The organism is Synechococcus sp. BIOS-E4-1, assembly GCF_014279995.1.
Lineage (GTDB): Bacteria > Cyanobacteriota > Cyanobacteriia > PCC-6307 > Cyanobiaceae > Synechococcus_C.
This window is the reverse complement of sequence record NZ_CP047935.1, coordinates 1515836-1528789: the sequence shown is the minus strand read 5'-3', so window position 1 is coordinate 1528789 and position 12954 is coordinate 1515836. Positions and strand designations below refer to the sequence as shown.

The 12954-nt window shown below is 48.3% G+C and carries 17 protein-coding genes and 1 pseudogene; 5 read left to right on the top strand and 13 right to left on the bottom strand.

Going from position 1 to position 12954, the window contains the following annotated elements; all coding sequences use genetic code 11:
* Positions 1-226: 226 nt before the first annotated feature.
* From SynBIOSE41_RS08125 to SynBIOSE41_RS08065, 13 genes and pseudogenes are all read right to left on the bottom strand, one after another.
* On the bottom strand, positions 227-454 hold the full coding sequence (locus SynBIOSE41_RS08125; RefSeq protein WP_186540428.1) for a Nif11-like leader peptide family natural product precursor: 228 nt from the start codon (positions 452-454) through the stop codon (positions 227-229).
* A gap of 169 nt (positions 455-623) precedes the next feature.
* Positions 624-887, bottom strand: coding sequence for a Nif11-like leader peptide family natural product precursor (locus SynBIOSE41_RS08120; RefSeq protein ID WP_186540426.1), 264 nt, complete (start codon positions 885-887; stop codon positions 624-626).
* Positions 888-1012: 125 nt separating this feature from the next.
* Complete coding sequence (locus tag SynBIOSE41_RS08115) at positions 1013-1258, bottom strand: Nif11-like leader peptide family natural product precursor (RefSeq protein ID WP_186540424.1); 246 nt, start codon at positions 1256-1258, stop codon at positions 1013-1015.
* A 200-nt stretch (positions 1259-1458) separates the two neighbouring features.
* The gene (locus tag SynBIOSE41_RS08110; protein WP_186540422.1) at positions 1459-1701 is read right to left on the bottom strand and encodes a Nif11-like leader peptide family natural product precursor; all 243 of its coding nucleotides are present in this window, start codon (positions 1699-1701) and stop codon (positions 1459-1461) included.
* A gap of 374 nt (positions 1702-2075) precedes the next feature.
* Positions 2076-2357 (bottom strand): Nif11-like leader peptide family natural product precursor, encoded by a 282-nt coding sequence (locus SynBIOSE41_RS08105; RefSeq protein ID WP_186540420.1) that lies wholly within the window; start codon positions 2355-2357, stop codon positions 2076-2078.
* A 455-nt stretch (positions 2358-2812) separates the two neighbouring features.
* A pseudogene (locus SynBIOSE41_RS08100) lies at positions 2813-3067 on the bottom strand (Nif11-like leader peptide family natural product precursor).
* 176 nt (positions 3068-3243) lie between these two features.
* A complete protein-coding gene (locus tag SynBIOSE41_RS08095) occupies positions 3244-3528 on the bottom strand; it encodes a Nif11-like leader peptide family natural product precursor (RefSeq protein ID WP_186540418.1) in 285 nt (94 codons plus the stop codon).
* A gap of 221 nt (positions 3529-3749) precedes the next feature.
* Positions 3750-4034 carry a Nif11-like leader peptide family natural product precursor gene (locus SynBIOSE41_RS08090; RefSeq protein ID WP_186540416.1) on the bottom strand — a complete coding sequence of 95 codons (285 nt, stop codon included), beginning with the start codon at positions 4032-4034 and terminating at the stop codon, positions 3750-3752.
* A gap of 212 nt (positions 4035-4246) precedes the next feature.
* Positions 4247-4453, bottom strand: a complete 207-nt coding sequence (locus tag SynBIOSE41_RS08085; protein WP_186540414.1) for a Nif11-like leader peptide family natural product precursor — start codon at positions 4451-4453, stop codon at positions 4247-4249.
* 230 nt (positions 4454-4683) lie between these two features.
* Positions 4684-4905: a Nif11-like leader peptide family natural product precursor gene (locus tag SynBIOSE41_RS08080; protein ID WP_186540412.1), complete on the bottom strand. Its 222-nt coding sequence runs from the start codon at positions 4903-4905 to the stop codon at positions 4684-4686.
* Positions 4906-5051: 146 nt separating this feature from the next.
* Entirely contained in the window at positions 5052-5252 is a 201-nt protein-coding gene (locus SynBIOSE41_RS08075; RefSeq protein WP_186540410.1) for a hypothetical protein, read from the bottom strand.
* A 362-nt stretch (positions 5253-5614) separates the two neighbouring features.
* Positions 5615-6061: a hypothetical protein gene (locus SynBIOSE41_RS08070; protein WP_186540408.1), complete on the bottom strand. Its 447-nt coding sequence runs from the start codon at positions 6059-6061 to the stop codon at positions 5615-5617.
* 425 nt (positions 6062-6486) lie between these two features.
* On the bottom strand, positions 6487-6762 hold the full coding sequence (locus SynBIOSE41_RS08065; RefSeq protein WP_186540406.1) for a Nif11-like leader peptide family natural product precursor: 276 nt from the start codon (positions 6760-6762) through the stop codon (positions 6487-6489).
* Between the two features lie 1178 nt (positions 6763-7940).
* On the opposite strand from SynBIOSE41_RS08065, the gene SynBIOSE41_RS08060 reads away from it, so the two are divergent.
* From SynBIOSE41_RS08060 to SynBIOSE41_RS08040, 5 genes are all read left to right on the top strand, one after another.
* Positions 7941-8516, top strand: coding sequence for a DOMON-like domain-containing protein (locus SynBIOSE41_RS08060; RefSeq protein WP_186540404.1), 576 nt, complete (start codon positions 7941-7943; stop codon positions 8514-8516).
* The gene (locus SynBIOSE41_RS08055) at positions 8510-9502 is read left to right on the top strand and encodes a transglycosylase SLT domain-containing protein (protein ID WP_370594203.1); all 993 of its coding nucleotides are present in this window, start codon (positions 8510-8512) and stop codon (positions 9500-9502) included. Before SynBIOSE41_RS08060 ends, SynBIOSE41_RS08055 begins: the two co-directional genes overlap by 7 nt.
* A gap of 67 nt (positions 9503-9569) precedes the next feature.
* Positions 9570-10247 (top strand): hypothetical protein, encoded by a 678-nt coding sequence (locus SynBIOSE41_RS08050; RefSeq protein ID WP_186540402.1) that lies wholly within the window; start codon positions 9570-9572, stop codon positions 10245-10247.
* A gap of 52 nt (positions 10248-10299) precedes the next feature.
* Positions 10300-11628, top strand: coding sequence for an O-acetylhomoserine aminocarboxypropyltransferase/cysteine synthase family protein (locus tag SynBIOSE41_RS08045; RefSeq protein WP_186540400.1), 1329 nt, complete (start codon positions 10300-10302; stop codon positions 11626-11628).
* A gap of 16 nt (positions 11629-11644) precedes the next feature.
* Positions 11645-12538 (top strand): homoserine O-succinyltransferase, encoded by an 894-nt coding sequence (locus SynBIOSE41_RS08040; protein ID WP_186540398.1) that lies wholly within the window; start codon positions 11645-11647, stop codon positions 12536-12538.
* The last annotated feature ends 416 nt before the right edge of the window (positions 12539-12954 follow it).

Genomic DNA, 12954 nt, shown 5'->3' with positions numbered 1-12954 from the left:
CCGGAGTGTCTAGTTGATAAAAGGCTTAAATTGTGATTTAGGCTTGAACATCTCTGCTCAATTGCGATCAATCGTGCCAGATATTGGAGGCTTATTCATGGGATTAGTTAGGCTATTGAAGTAATAAAAAACCCCTGCCACTGGTGGGACTTGGGCTGAGTGAGCTAATTGTGAAACTTTCTAGGGTTGGGATTTCTTTTCGAGTGTTTGTGTCTTAATGCTCTTATTAATCCTTTAAGCTAGGAATCCAAGGTGACATGTAGCACTGTCCCCCAGACACGCCTTCCAGCTCCTCTTCACTGAGATGACCGAAGTTGTCAGAAGTGAAATCATGACCATGTTCTTTAGCAATACCTACAACATCTTCAGGTGACTTAGCTGTTTTTAGTTTCTCCTGAAGATTCGAATTATCTTTCACTTTGGCAAGGAAGGCTTTGAGTTGTTCTAGCGACATGGGCATCAAATGTGTTTAGGGGTTATCGCAACGTATTACTGCAGCATCATTAACTAATAATTACTGCACTCAATCGCACCAAGCACCAGAGGATGATTAGTGGAATTCATCATGCTATTTCAGCAATTAAACCCTCAGCATCCTCAGGGGCTTTAATTACTGAATTACCTTATTTCGTTGGAGCTGTATCCATACAGCCCAAACAATCAGTGTCCTTGTTGCCACCAGCCACGCCTTCCAGCTCCTCTTCAGAAATCTCTGATTGAAATAGCCTCTTAGGAGCCTTCTTCAATTCGTCAGCCGAGATGCTAAATCCTGCTTCTTTCGCAATCGCGACTACTGCATCAGGATCAGCAGCTGCTTTTAGCTTCGCCTGCAGATTGTCGTCTCCCTGAACCTTCTCAATAAAGGTTTTCAATTGTTCTTCTGACATGAAAGTGAGATATCTTCAGTATTTATAGCAATTGCACGGAAATTAAATGGTATAAGCTGATGGCCCCTGCTCCTTTTTAGTGAAGATGATTGCATCAAACATTTAGAGCGAAGGTAATGGACGAGTCAATTCATCGCCCTAACTGACCCTCCCCCTGTATCAAAGGTACAAGGAGTACAGGCCTGGCCTCCGGCAAGCCCTTCAAGTTCTTGTTCGCTGATTTGGTTGAGCTGGTCGGCAGTAAACCTATAACCAAGATCTGAAGCAAGACTCACCACATCATCCGCTGACTTGGCAGTTTTGAACTTTTCATGAAGGCTAGTATCTCCTTTGACTTTATCCAGAAATGCTTTGAGTTGTTCTTCAGACATGAATGATTTATCTCCAAACTGTTGATAGCAATAATCAGATAGTGGCTCTGTGCTGAATGTTGCAGCAACAAAACACAAAAGAATCACTGATGATGAGAAGGGAAGCGCTAACTATTTTGAAACAATCAAAAGGCAGTCTTGTGCACTTGACGACAAGTTTTGGGTTATCGGATCACGATTTAAGAGCTTTGCACAGTTGACTAACAAAACGACGCATGGCGGTAGTAGGCAGTATAATTTGTACATTGAATGCAATCACCTCCAACCAGAGCTTCTAATTCTTCATCGCCAAGCTTGTTGATCATTTCTACAGAAACTTCATAACCGTGCGCCTTGGCGACAGAAACTACTTCTTTAGGTGACTTTGCAGCTTTGAGCTTCTGCAGAATACTGTTGTCTGCTTTGACCTTCTGAATGAACGCTTTAAGTTGTTCTTCTGACATGGACATTAGGAGTCTTTAACGGTTATAGCATTAATGGCATTAACTGTCTTTTGCTAATATTTACTGCGCTCAATCGTTCCAGGTATCGGAGGCTGATTTGTGGGATTATTGGCGAGATTGAAGAAGGATAAGCCCCTGGCAAGGCAGGGCCGATGGATGACGACAACTCGCACATGGCTGAGGCTACGGCCTGCATGACAATCGCGATCAGCAAGGGGCTCACATCCTGGACAGTCCGCAGCAGCGAGAGCATTTCGGTCTGGTGATCATCACTTCACTTCAACGACAAGACTGAAGCGCTGAGGAGACAGGTGTTCCCTTTCACGAATCAAAAATTGCCCTCAAAAGAGAGCAATTTGCCAACATCTACGATCTCATTCTTTAGGATAACCGACTTCATGTGGGAGGGACTGCTTGCAAACACATCCCCAAGAACAGCTTTTCTCTACCTTGGCACCTCCACCGCCGGAAACCGCTTCAAGTTCCTGTGCTGAAAGGGAATCACCTGCGTACAAATCATCCACAGGAACTGTGTAACCAAGTTCCTTGGCTATTTCAGCGACAGCCTGGGGACTTGTTGCTGCTTTAAGTCTAGACCGCAGACCTTCGTCAGCTGAAACCCGCTCCATGAAGGCATTGAGTTGATCCTTTGACATCAGAAATAATGGCTTAATTCAACTTTATAGCCATATCTTCTGAAACAATTAGGTGAAATTGGAGCCAAAATCGGGTTAATTTAATTACCTGAGCAAGTTCATTTTTTACAGGGAATTCTCGACTTCGCTCCGATGGCTGATTACTTTCGGAGTTACAAAAAACTGAGGCGAGAGCTTGACAATGTTTTGGTGTCAATGAGATTTCGCGGAATTTAGCGAAAAGGGAAGTTCTCATCACCAAGCAGCTGACCTGACGATCCCAGATCTTGACGGGCAAGAAGAAGCGCTGGACACCCATCAATACCCCGAAATTTTACAAAGCTGTTGCGCTCAATCGTGCCAGGTATTGGAGGCTGATCTGTTGGCTGTTTGGGGTGATTGAAGAAATGAAAAACCCCTGCCGTTGCAGCGGCTTTGATGAGTAAACTTCTACAGCCACTCTCTACAAGGTGAAGTCAGTAGGTGAAGTAACAGCATGCAGTGTCCCGAGCCGGCCAGCAGCCAGTTTCAGCACCTCCAGCCGCTCCTTCCAGCTCACCGTCAGAAAGCTTTGATTGAGCCTTCTTCAAGTCATCAGCGGAGATACTAAATCCTGCATCTTTCGCAATCGCAAGAACTGCATCTGAATCAGCAGCAGCTTTGAGCTACTCCTGAAGGCTCGTGTCAGCTTTGACTTTGGCGAGGAATGCCTTGAGTTGCTCTTCTGTCATGGGTATCAAGTCTGTTCAGGAGTGATAGCAACAGAAAACTGCAGCATCTTTGGTTAGTGCTTACTGCGCTCAATCGTGCCAGGTATTGGAGATTGATTTCTGAGATTTAAGGGATGACTGATGAAGTAAAAGCAGCAAGGCATTTAGTGAGGGGGTTGCGGGTATGAACTACAAACTTATTTGCACATTGCGTGATGAGTACAATCGTCAGAGCACCCATATAACAATGTACCCAAGTTCATTGTTCTCTCTGTACAGTAACCACCAGCCAGGGCCTCTAACTCTTCGTCTGAAAGATCTACTGTTTCTACGTTTTTCAAATCGTCAACAGAAATCATAAATCCTGCATCTCTTGCAATCTCCAGAACAGCGTTGGCATCCGTAGCTGCCTTGAGCTTCAACTGAAGGCTGCTGTCAGCTTTTACTTTTTCGAGGAATGCATTGAGTTGCTCATCTGACATGGGTATGAGGCTTTTTTACGGTTATAGCAAAGGTCTGCGGAAGAGGCTTTGGCTAATACTTACTGCACTCAGTCTTGTGATGTATCGGGGACTGATTTGTAGGATTAGTCAAGCCATTGAAGAAATCAAAACCGTTACGGCAGGGGCTTTGATGAGTAGGTGGGTCAGGATATTTGCAGTTTAGAATTTGATGTGTAGAGTAGAATGCTTAGGCGAGGAATTCAGCCTTTAGAGGCAGCCCATTCTGGACATTTAGGAATATGACATACTCCATACATGTTCGTGGGACCCGTGTCATTTCCTGTGTATTCACCCCCAGAAATAGCTTCCAATACCTCTTCAGCAAGCTCTATCTTTTCAATTAAGTCATCAGCATAAATACTAAACCCAGCCTTCTTGGCAATTGCAAGAACTGCATCAGAATCATCTGCAGCTTTGAGCTGTTCCTGAAGGCTGGTGTCAGCTTGGACCTTCTCAAGGAAAGCTTTGAGTTGCTCTTCTGACACAGGTATTTGGTATTTTTACAATACTAGCAATAGTCTGCTGCGGCATCTTTGAATAATTCTTATTGCGCTCAATCGTGCCAGGTCTTGGAGGAGTTTATGGGATTAGTCAAACGATTGAAACGATAAAAACGAGTGCGGCGGCAGGGACTTTAATGAGTAGACTAATATTTTAATTTGAGGAAGTCTTAAGCAAAGGGTGCTGGTATAGGTTTTCAATAATAGTGGCTTTTATTTCCCCCAACCACTTCTTCTAACTCCTCTTCACTGAGCTGACTAATCTTTTCAGAAGTGAATTCATGACCATATTCTTTGCCAATGCTTACAACATCTTCAAGTGAGTTTGCTGCTTTTAGTTTCTCCTGCAGGTTGGAGTCGCCTTTGACTTTGGTGAGGAATGCCTTGAGTTGTTCTTCTGACATAGGTATCGGGAGTCCTGAACGGTTATAGCAACGATTTGCTAAAGGGCCTTTAGCTAACAATTGGTTCGATCAATTGCACCAAGTAATGATTTTTTTTCAATAGCTTATCAGGCAAATTCAGGAGTTTTAAGCTCATGCAACTGTAGAGATTTAGAGGTAGCTGGCCAAACAATCTCTATATACTTGGCTGCAAATAATGTCGCAAATATTTTTATGCTATATCGTTGAAGTTACCTACAGCCAAATTCGGCACCCATGCCGGTGCCACCACCAGCCACGCCTTCCAACTCCTCTTCACTGAGCTGACTGAACTTGTCAGCAGTGAATTCATGACCATGTTCTTTAGCAATGCCTACAACATCTTCAGGTGACTTAGCTGCTTTTAGTTTCTGCTGAAGATTGGAATCACCTTTGACCTTGGCGAGGAATGCCTTGAGTTGTTCTAGGGACATGGGTAGCAGATCTGCGCAGCAGTCATAGCAGCGACCGGCAACGCGCACTCTGGGCCAAACGGGCTGGACGTGCCTTGGAGCTAGAGCATATGGCAACTGATGAAAAGGTGCTGGATCGGGCTTGACAGGCGTATTGATGGATCGCCCTATTTGGTGACGTAATCCATGGGGTTGTCGAAGGTTTCAGTGCCACATGGGCTCGAATCACGTCCTCCGGGAAGCATCGTGTCGGGAATCATTTTGTCTGAGTAAAGCTGACAGAGCTCTGCAGGGGGACGACTATCCACCCACTGCTGGAACGAAGAATCCTGAGCCAGAAGCTGAGCGACCAAAAGAACTTCGTACATGGCGATGTGATGAGCTATCTCATTACTAGCCAGGTGGAGCCGAGCATCACTCTTCAATCCAAACCAGCACCGGTGTCCTGGTTATACAGGCGTGTCGATTGAACAAAGTTTTACAGCTCACAAGAGACAGAGCGTCCGTTTTTTCGGTCGTAACCCCAAGTATCACTGTCAGATCGTCAAACACGATGATCTGAGCGGTGAAAGGGCTGACAAAGAGTGGTAGATCGGCCAGTTAATCCATTGCGGCGGAAAGCATCCGGTGATTCCGCGCGCATAACCTCTTTTAGAGCGCTTACATGGATACAGGAATGATCAGGTGAGTCAACGCAGATCTCGTTGGTAAAAATGTATTTGCAAAATGCTTAAATAGATTTCCGTTTATCAGTAGGAGAACGAATCTCACCACCTTTGTCATCATTCCTTAGTCGCTTACGCAGTTCGTCTTTAATTGCTTTGTGTTTATTCTTCCAGCCACACTCCTTAAGCTGGTCTATGTAGAGCTCTTCTAGGCGATAAAAGAAATCCCATTCGTCACTGAGTTTTTTTTGAGATCTCTCTAGTTTTTTAACTTTTCCTCTGTATAATTCTATAAGAATTACTCCCACCACTGTAATAAGTGACGGTATAGCGCCTGATATCACCCCCTTCCAATATGAATCAATCCAAAATCCATCCATTTGCAATTTTGCCACTGCCATCAGCATCGTCGACTTTTGGTTCAGCTTCAACCCATGTTTCAAATGATGCAAAATCAGATCGCACCAAGGCTCCTGGACAATGAAGATCCCCGCACTTGAAGGGTGAGTCATTGGTTCAAGGTTTTTTTGCGCAGGGAGGTGAGATTATGCTTGCGGCTATCTCTTGATTGAACCAATATAAAAGACCGATTTTCAATTAAATAAAAAAGTTGCTTATTCGCATACTTCGACAATCAAGGCTTTAACCTCAAGATTAAGCCTGTAAATTCAATTGATTGGTTTACGCAAAGATTACGCACTAAAGCCCTTTGTTGTTAAAAATGTATTTGTTGACAGCTTTGAGGTGAGAGTTGAAGGGTAGATCTCCACGCAGGAGGCAACCATGACAAGAAACAACCACTATGACATTGCTTCCGATCTCAACTTTACTAACTTTTATCGTGTCAATCCAGCAACTACACAATTATGCTAAGCATTAAGTGCATTAACATTTATTGTACTACAAATAATTATCTGAAGACTGCAAATTTACAAACTCATTTTTGAGGATATCCAAATTCAATATCCCAGGACACCTTACAAGCGCATCCAACAGAACAGCTTCTCCCTGCTCCACCACCACCGGCAACACCCTCAAGCTCCTCTGCTGACAAAGAATCACCCGCATACAAATCATCGACAGGAACTGAGTAACCAAGCTCCTTTGCTATTTCAGCGACAGCCTGCGGACTTCCAGCATCCTTGAGCCTTGACTGAAGGCCTTTATCAGCCAAAGCCTTCTCCATAAATGCCATAAGTTGATCGTTGGACATTAAAAACCTAATCTCTCAATTCCTTATAGCAAGAACTGCTATCTCTTCTTGGTGATATTCAAGCCACAACGGTGTTCTTTATTTAGCCTAACATCGTCCAAAATTTTGCCTTTCACTCCTTTTCCGCGTTTGAAGATTGCGAGTATTCGAAGCAGCCAAGAAAAGCAGCTTCCCTAGTGGACTCTTTGACGTTTTTCATTGCTATGAAACTCCCTCTTGTTTCGAATCAACATAGAGAGGAAAGTCTTGGACAGCTGGAGTAAATATCAATTCTCGTTCTGTGCGATGCCGTAGAACACAGCAATCCAAGTGAACGCAATCAACAGATAAAGGATGCTCACTGAACGCCCTGATGATACGAGAATTATAAAGAATACACCCAGAGCGTTGTGAGAAAACTTACAGGGATAAAACTTATACTCCCCCCAATTCAATACCACTGATGGTGGTTTGCTATCGGAAAATGCTCGATCCAAAACAATTAAGTTCCGAGGCAATGAACACTATACGCATGAGTGTGAGACAAAAAATCAGTGAATCACCTCCCCCGGTGTTTTGAAGAGATGAAAGAAATCCAGGACAACTGCGGGAACCACTCGAACTCCCATGAATAAGGATCTGGCACCACCCCTTACCGCATTAGGAAATTCAGGAGCTGTCGCCACAGCGAAAAGGCACTGTCTCCTGCAGACAGCCACTCCCCGTTCAGACATTTCGCATCGTGTGAAATTCCGACTATGGCAAGCATGGCGGCGGGGAAGGGACTTGCACTCCTGCTCGCCTGTTCAAGCAACCTGAACCGAAGGCTGTGGTTGAAGACAACCCAACTTGCGCAAACAGCAAGTTCAACGGCACTCGGATGTTGTTCACTGAAGTCCGCTGCCACTGATGTCTGCAAAGCATGGTCTTACCAGATGGGAGAGATGGCCTTCCTCTATTGGGTCAATGCGAGGTGCTCCTCCCTGCCAACGTCGTTGATCCGATCAGCAGCGGACATCAGCCATGAGACCAGCCGATTTCCATGTGCGGAATCAAGCGGTGAAGTGAGGCTTTCCCAGGTCTGTCGACGGTGCGAAGCTGACCTCAGCGCAACAAGCGAAACGGCCATTCAAGAACCAAATCAAGAACTAAAACCGACGTTGAGATCTAAAGCCGTTGCAGCAAGAGGGGTTTAGAGCGTGGGAAGACATCCGGTGATGGTGAGGCAGGTCTGCCCACTGATTCCCTTCGACTTTGATCAATGTCCAGCAGTGCTCGCCATGGCGGAGTTTGTTTGGAAAGAAAATGCCCCTCTTGAACTGAGCTTCAGTCTTAGCCCAAAGCTGAACACAAGCTCCATCGATTGCCTCGCCTTGAACACCGGCAAGACACATACTTCAGCGCAAAGACTGGACAACCTGTGGAGCCATACCTGCTTCGAAGCTTTTCTGGCTCGTCCGGGTGCGAAAGGGTACTGGGAGATGAATGTTTCTCCGAACGGAGACTGGAACCTTTACCAGTTCAGCGATTACCGAATGGGTGGCATGGCGGACCCTCTGGCCAAGGCCCCTGTTGTGAACTTCAGCATGGATCGTGTCGGTTGCCTCTGCACCATTCAGATACCACTGAAGCCATGGTGGCAGCACACAGAGATTCCTGAAATCGCCCTGACCATGGTTCTGGAAGACCAAAGCGGCTGCCTCAGCTACTGGGCTCTGAACCATCCGCGAGACAAGCCAGACTTCCATGACCGAAGAGGTTTCCTGTGTTGGTGAACAGTCGTTTGCGTGACACCAGGATCTGGGTGCGCTGTTTGTTGAGCATCCCCGTCTTGCTCAGTCCGATCACAGTGGCCTGCAAGACGGTTGCAAGCACCGATACAGCTGAAGTTCAGACCTCGAGCAGCGCCTCAATCCCGATCCTGCCAAACCGGACAGACCTGCCCGTTGCCCCGAATGGGCGGCACTACCCGCTGGTGCCGACGGAGCCAAGTGAAATCGCCGAGCTGATTGTCGACATCGAGGCTGCCTTGATCATTCCTGAGATGTCTGAACAAAACCTCGCTGCGCTTGCCCATCAACAACAGGTGATCTACAGGGTTCTGTCCAAACGCAAGGGCCTGAGTGAAGACGTTCGCACTCAACTGGATCCACGCTGGCGCTGGGTCTTTGACCAGCACATCGCTGCGCGCAGAGAGTTTCTGGCGATGCATCGCGGTCCTGCCTCTTCCACATTGCCAGCCTGGAGGATCAAGACTCCAGCACCGGCGGATCAATTACTCGAGGCTTACCGCAGTGCATCGGCAGCCACAGGAATCGACTGGACCGTATTGGCCGCAGTGAATCTGGTGGAAACAGGAATGGGGCGAATCGACGGCGTCTCTGTAGCCAATGCGCAGGGACCGATGCAGTTTCTACCCACCACCTGGTCAGAGCCGGGCATCGGTAATGGCGGCAATATCCGTGACCCATGGGATTCCATTCATGCTGCAGCTCGCTATCTGGTCCGACGTGGAGGTCTCAAGGACATCCGCCGTGGCTTATGGGGCTACAACAACAGCGATCACTACGGCAGAGCCGTGCTTCATTACGCGGCACTTCTCAAACGAGAACCACTGACCTACCGGAGTCTTCACCAATGGCAGATCCATTACGCCTCCTCCGCTGGTGACCTCTGGCTGCATGAGGGTTATGAGCAACCACAACCCATTGCGGTCAACGCCTATCTGCAACGAAACCGTCACAGCGCGCCGCCAATGTGAGAGCAATCAACCCTGGTCTTTCATCCCCCGGCATCTACGCTTCGGGAACCAGGACTCAACAAGCTGCGTGGCAAAAGAACTTACCCATCGCGCCGATGAACTGGCTGGCCTTGGCTGGTCCGCCGACGACGTGAGTCGCTACGCGGAACTCTGGGAGTATCGGCAGCGCTGGGGGGCAATGAACCTGGAACGTGAGGATCGGCTTTTTCTGCGCAAAGCCGAAGCGGCCCTGCCTGTGCTGACGACCGGTAAAGCAGCCGTCAAAAAGAACACGCAAGACAAGTCTTACTACCGCTGGCTACGTTTCCACCTTGATGCCATGAACACGGCTCAGTCCCAAATGGAACTCGCTGAAGGATCCCAGGGGGCGTGGGCCATTCTCCTGGAGGAAGAGCTGCGTCTTCTGGATCACTATCAGCCGGTCCTGGGTCTGCCCGACACCATCAAAGCCAAAAGCTTCGATGCTTTCCGAGAGCAGATGGCCGAACAGGCAGCTGCGCTTGGAAGCGAAGAAATGCAATTACGCAGCCATGATTTTCAGGCCGCACTGATGGAACTCATAGAAAAGGAAAACAGCAAGTGGCGTCATCTCCGTGAGCAGAGCGGTGACCAGCCCTATCCGGTGTTGCTGGGAGAGACGGTCGATTCCTTCCGGAGCGAAGTGCGCAACAGGCTGACACCACTACTGCGACAGACCCTTCCCTCGTTGGCGGAAACAGACAAACCTGATCCAGACGCGGACTGAGGTCGTCCGATCGCTGCAACGCTAGAAATAAGGTGACTTCCCTGCGATTGCCGTGACGGATCAGCGTTTTGAGACCCTGCAACTGCATGCGGGACAGGTCCCTGATTCCACCACAAATTCAAGGGCGGTGCCGATCTACCAGACCAGTTCCTATGTCTTCAACGACGCGGAACACGGAGCCAATCTGTTCGCTCTGAAGGAATTCGGGAACATTTACACCCGGCTGATGAATCCGACAACGGATGTTTTCGAGAAGCGGGTGGCTGCTCTTGAAGGAGGCGTCGCTGCGCTTGCCACGGCATCAGGTCAGTCAGCACAGTTCCTGGCCGTCACCAACTGCATGCAGGCGGGTGACAATTTCGTGTCCACATCATTTCTGTATGGAGGTACCTACAACCAGTTCAAGGTTCAGTTCCCACGACTGGGAATCGACGTCAGATTCGCGGAAGGAGATGATGTTGCCAGCTTTGCAACACAGATCGATGACAACACCAAGGCGATCTATGTGGAAGCCATGGGCAACCCACGATTCAACATCCCCGATTTTGAAGGTCTATCTGCTCTGGCCAAGGAACGAGATATTCCTCTGATCGTGGACAACACCCTTGGCGCCTGCGGTGCATTGCTGCGACCGATCGAACATGGTGCTGATGTGGTGGTGGAAAGCGCCACCAAATGGATTGGTGGCCATGGCACGAGTCTGGGTGGTGTGATTGTGGATGCGGGCACCTTCAACTGGGGCAACGGCAAATTCCCGCTGATGAGCCAGCCAAGCCCCGCTTATCACGGTCTTGTGCACTGGGATGCGTTCGGCTTCGGCAGTGACGTCTGCAAAATGTTGGGGCTACCTGACAATCGCAATATTGCTTTTGCCTTGAGAGCCCGGGTGGAAGCACTGCGTGACTGGGGCCCTGCATTGAGTCCCTTCAATAGCTTCCTGCTGCTGCAGGGACTGGAAACCCTGAGTCTGCGTGTCGAACGCCATGCCCAGAACGCGATGGAACTTGCCACATGGCTGCAACAGCATCCGAAGGTGACAAGCGTCAGCTATCCCGGCCTGAGCAACGATCCCTATCATTCAGCTGCCAAGAAATACCTTACGGGACGCGGCATGGGCTGCATGCTGATGTTCTCGCTGAATGGCGGCTATGACGATGCAGTGCGGTTCATTAACAGCCTGAAACTGGCGAGTCACTTAGCCAATGTGGGAGATGCCAAGACATTGGTGATCCATCCCGCATCCACCACTCACCAGCAGCTGAGTGAAAGTGAGCAGTCTTCGGCAGGTGTGACTCCGACCATGGTCAGAGTGTCAGTGGGGCTTGAACACATCGATGACATCAAGGCCGACTTCGATCAGGCCCTGGCAACAGGAGCCTGATTGGAGAGGTTGTGACATGGCTCTGATCCTCCCAGCCAACTATCACAAGATCACAGCCGTTGAGCGCAATCGCATTTCCTGGATCAAACCAGAACAGGCAGAACGCCAGGACATCCGACCATTAAGGATCGGAATTCTCAACATCATGCCGCTGGGAAAACAGTACGAATTCAATCTGTTACATCCACTGGGACTTTCGGTGCTTCAGATCGAACCGATCTGGATTCGGCTACAGACTCATGCTTACAAGAGCTGGGACCAATCACACCTCGATGACCTGTATATGAGTTGGAAAGAGGCCAATGCCAAGGGGCCTCTGGATGGATTGATCATCACCGGCGCACCCGTTGAACACCTCAATTTCGAGGATGTCACGTACTGGTCTGAATTCGTGAATCTTGTTAATGAAGCCCGTGTCAGCTGCGCCAGCACTCTTGGCTTGTGCTGGGCGGGATTTGCTTTGGCTTATCTGGCTGGAGTGAGGAAGGTGGCACTGCAGCAAAAACTGTTCGGTGTGTTTCCAATGCGCAGCCTTGTGCCAGGCCATTCGCTGATGGGAACACAAAATGATCAATTTCTTTGTCCACAAAGTCGCTACGCAACGCTTCCAGATACAGCGATGGAGGCAGCCCAACGTCAGGGACGTCTGCGATTACTGGCACATGGAGAATCAGTTGGCTACACAATTTTCGAAACGCCAGATCAACGACAACTCATGCATCTTGGACATCCCGAATACAATGTTGACAGAATTCTGGCGGAGATGGAAAGAGACAAAGCCCGGGGTGATGTTCCACCACCACAAAACTTTGACGCTGATCATCCTCAAACATTGTGGAGATCACATCGAAACCTTCTCTTTCAGCAATGGCTGTGGTTCTGTTATCAACGTGTGAGTTTTCAAGCCTGATTAAAAAACAGTGAACATGCATCCTCTTGAAATATTTGGTCAATGGCGCAGACAATGGTTCGGTTGGCTTCCCAACCAACGACGATGGGAGCGCTTGGGCAGAGACATTGCACCTAGACAACAAGACGATTGGTTATTGGAACCCGTCAGTCAACAGGAAGCATCAGCTCTCTTTCCGCACCTGACAAAGGAGAAAGCCATCCTTCAATATCAGAAATTACGACTACAATTGCGTGAACAGCATGAACGAAGATTCTGAACAAAGCCAGAGCAAATAATTGTCCTGCTCGTAAAACTCGCATCAACTTGATCAACATCCTCTGAATAAAGAAAACAATACCTCAAGAACGAAGTTCTCTTTAGAACCATGAGGCTCAAACCTCAGTGCAATAATCGAGAGCCACAGAAGAGCAAAA

Excerpts from the sequence above, each read along its gene's own strand:
- SynBIOSE41_RS08125 (WP_186540428.1), bottom strand. The coding sequence starts at position 454 with ATGTCGCTAGAACAACTCAAAGCCTTCCTTGCCAAAGTGAAAGATAAT.
- SynBIOSE41_RS08120 (WP_186540426.1), bottom strand. The coding sequence starts at position 887 with ATGTCAGAAGAACAATTGAAAACCTTTATTGAGAAGGTTCAGGGAGAC.
- SynBIOSE41_RS08115 (WP_186540424.1), bottom strand. The coding sequence starts at position 1,258 with ATGTCTGAAGAACAACTCAAAGCATTTCTGGATAAAGTCAAAGGAGAT.
- SynBIOSE41_RS08110 (WP_186540422.1), bottom strand. The coding sequence starts at position 1,701 with ATGTCAGAAGAACAACTTAAAGCGTTCATTCAGAAGGTCAAAGCAGAC.
- SynBIOSE41_RS08105 (WP_186540420.1), bottom strand. The coding sequence starts at position 2,357 with ATGTCAAAGGATCAACTCAATGCCTTCATGGAGCGGGTTTCAGCTGAC.
- SynBIOSE41_RS08095 (WP_186540418.1), bottom strand. The coding sequence starts at position 3,528 with ATGTCAGATGAGCAACTCAATGCATTCCTCGAAAAAGTAAAAGCTGAC.
- SynBIOSE41_RS08085 (WP_186540414.1), bottom strand. The coding sequence starts at position 4,453 with ATGTCAGAAGAACAACTCAAGGCATTCCTCACCAAAGTCAAAGGCGAC.
- SynBIOSE41_RS08080 (WP_186540412.1), bottom strand. The coding sequence starts at position 4,905 with ATGTCCCTAGAACAACTCAAGGCATTCCTCGCCAAGGTCAAAGGTGAT.
- SynBIOSE41_RS08075 (WP_186540410.1), bottom strand. The coding sequence starts at position 5,252 with ATGTACGAAGTTCTTTTGGTCGCTCAGCTTCTGGCTCAGGATTCTTCG.
- SynBIOSE41_RS08070 (WP_186540408.1), bottom strand. The coding sequence starts at position 6,061 with ATGACTCACCCTTCAAGTGCGGGGATCTTCATTGTCCAGGAGCCTTGG.
- SynBIOSE41_RS08065 (WP_186540406.1), bottom strand. The coding sequence starts at position 6,762 with ATGTCCAACGATCAACTTATGGCATTTATGGAGAAGGCTTTGGCTGAT.
- SynBIOSE41_RS08040 (WP_186540398.1), top strand. The coding sequence starts at position 11,645 with ATGGCTCTGATCCTCCCAGCCAACTATCACAAGATCACAGCCGTTGAG.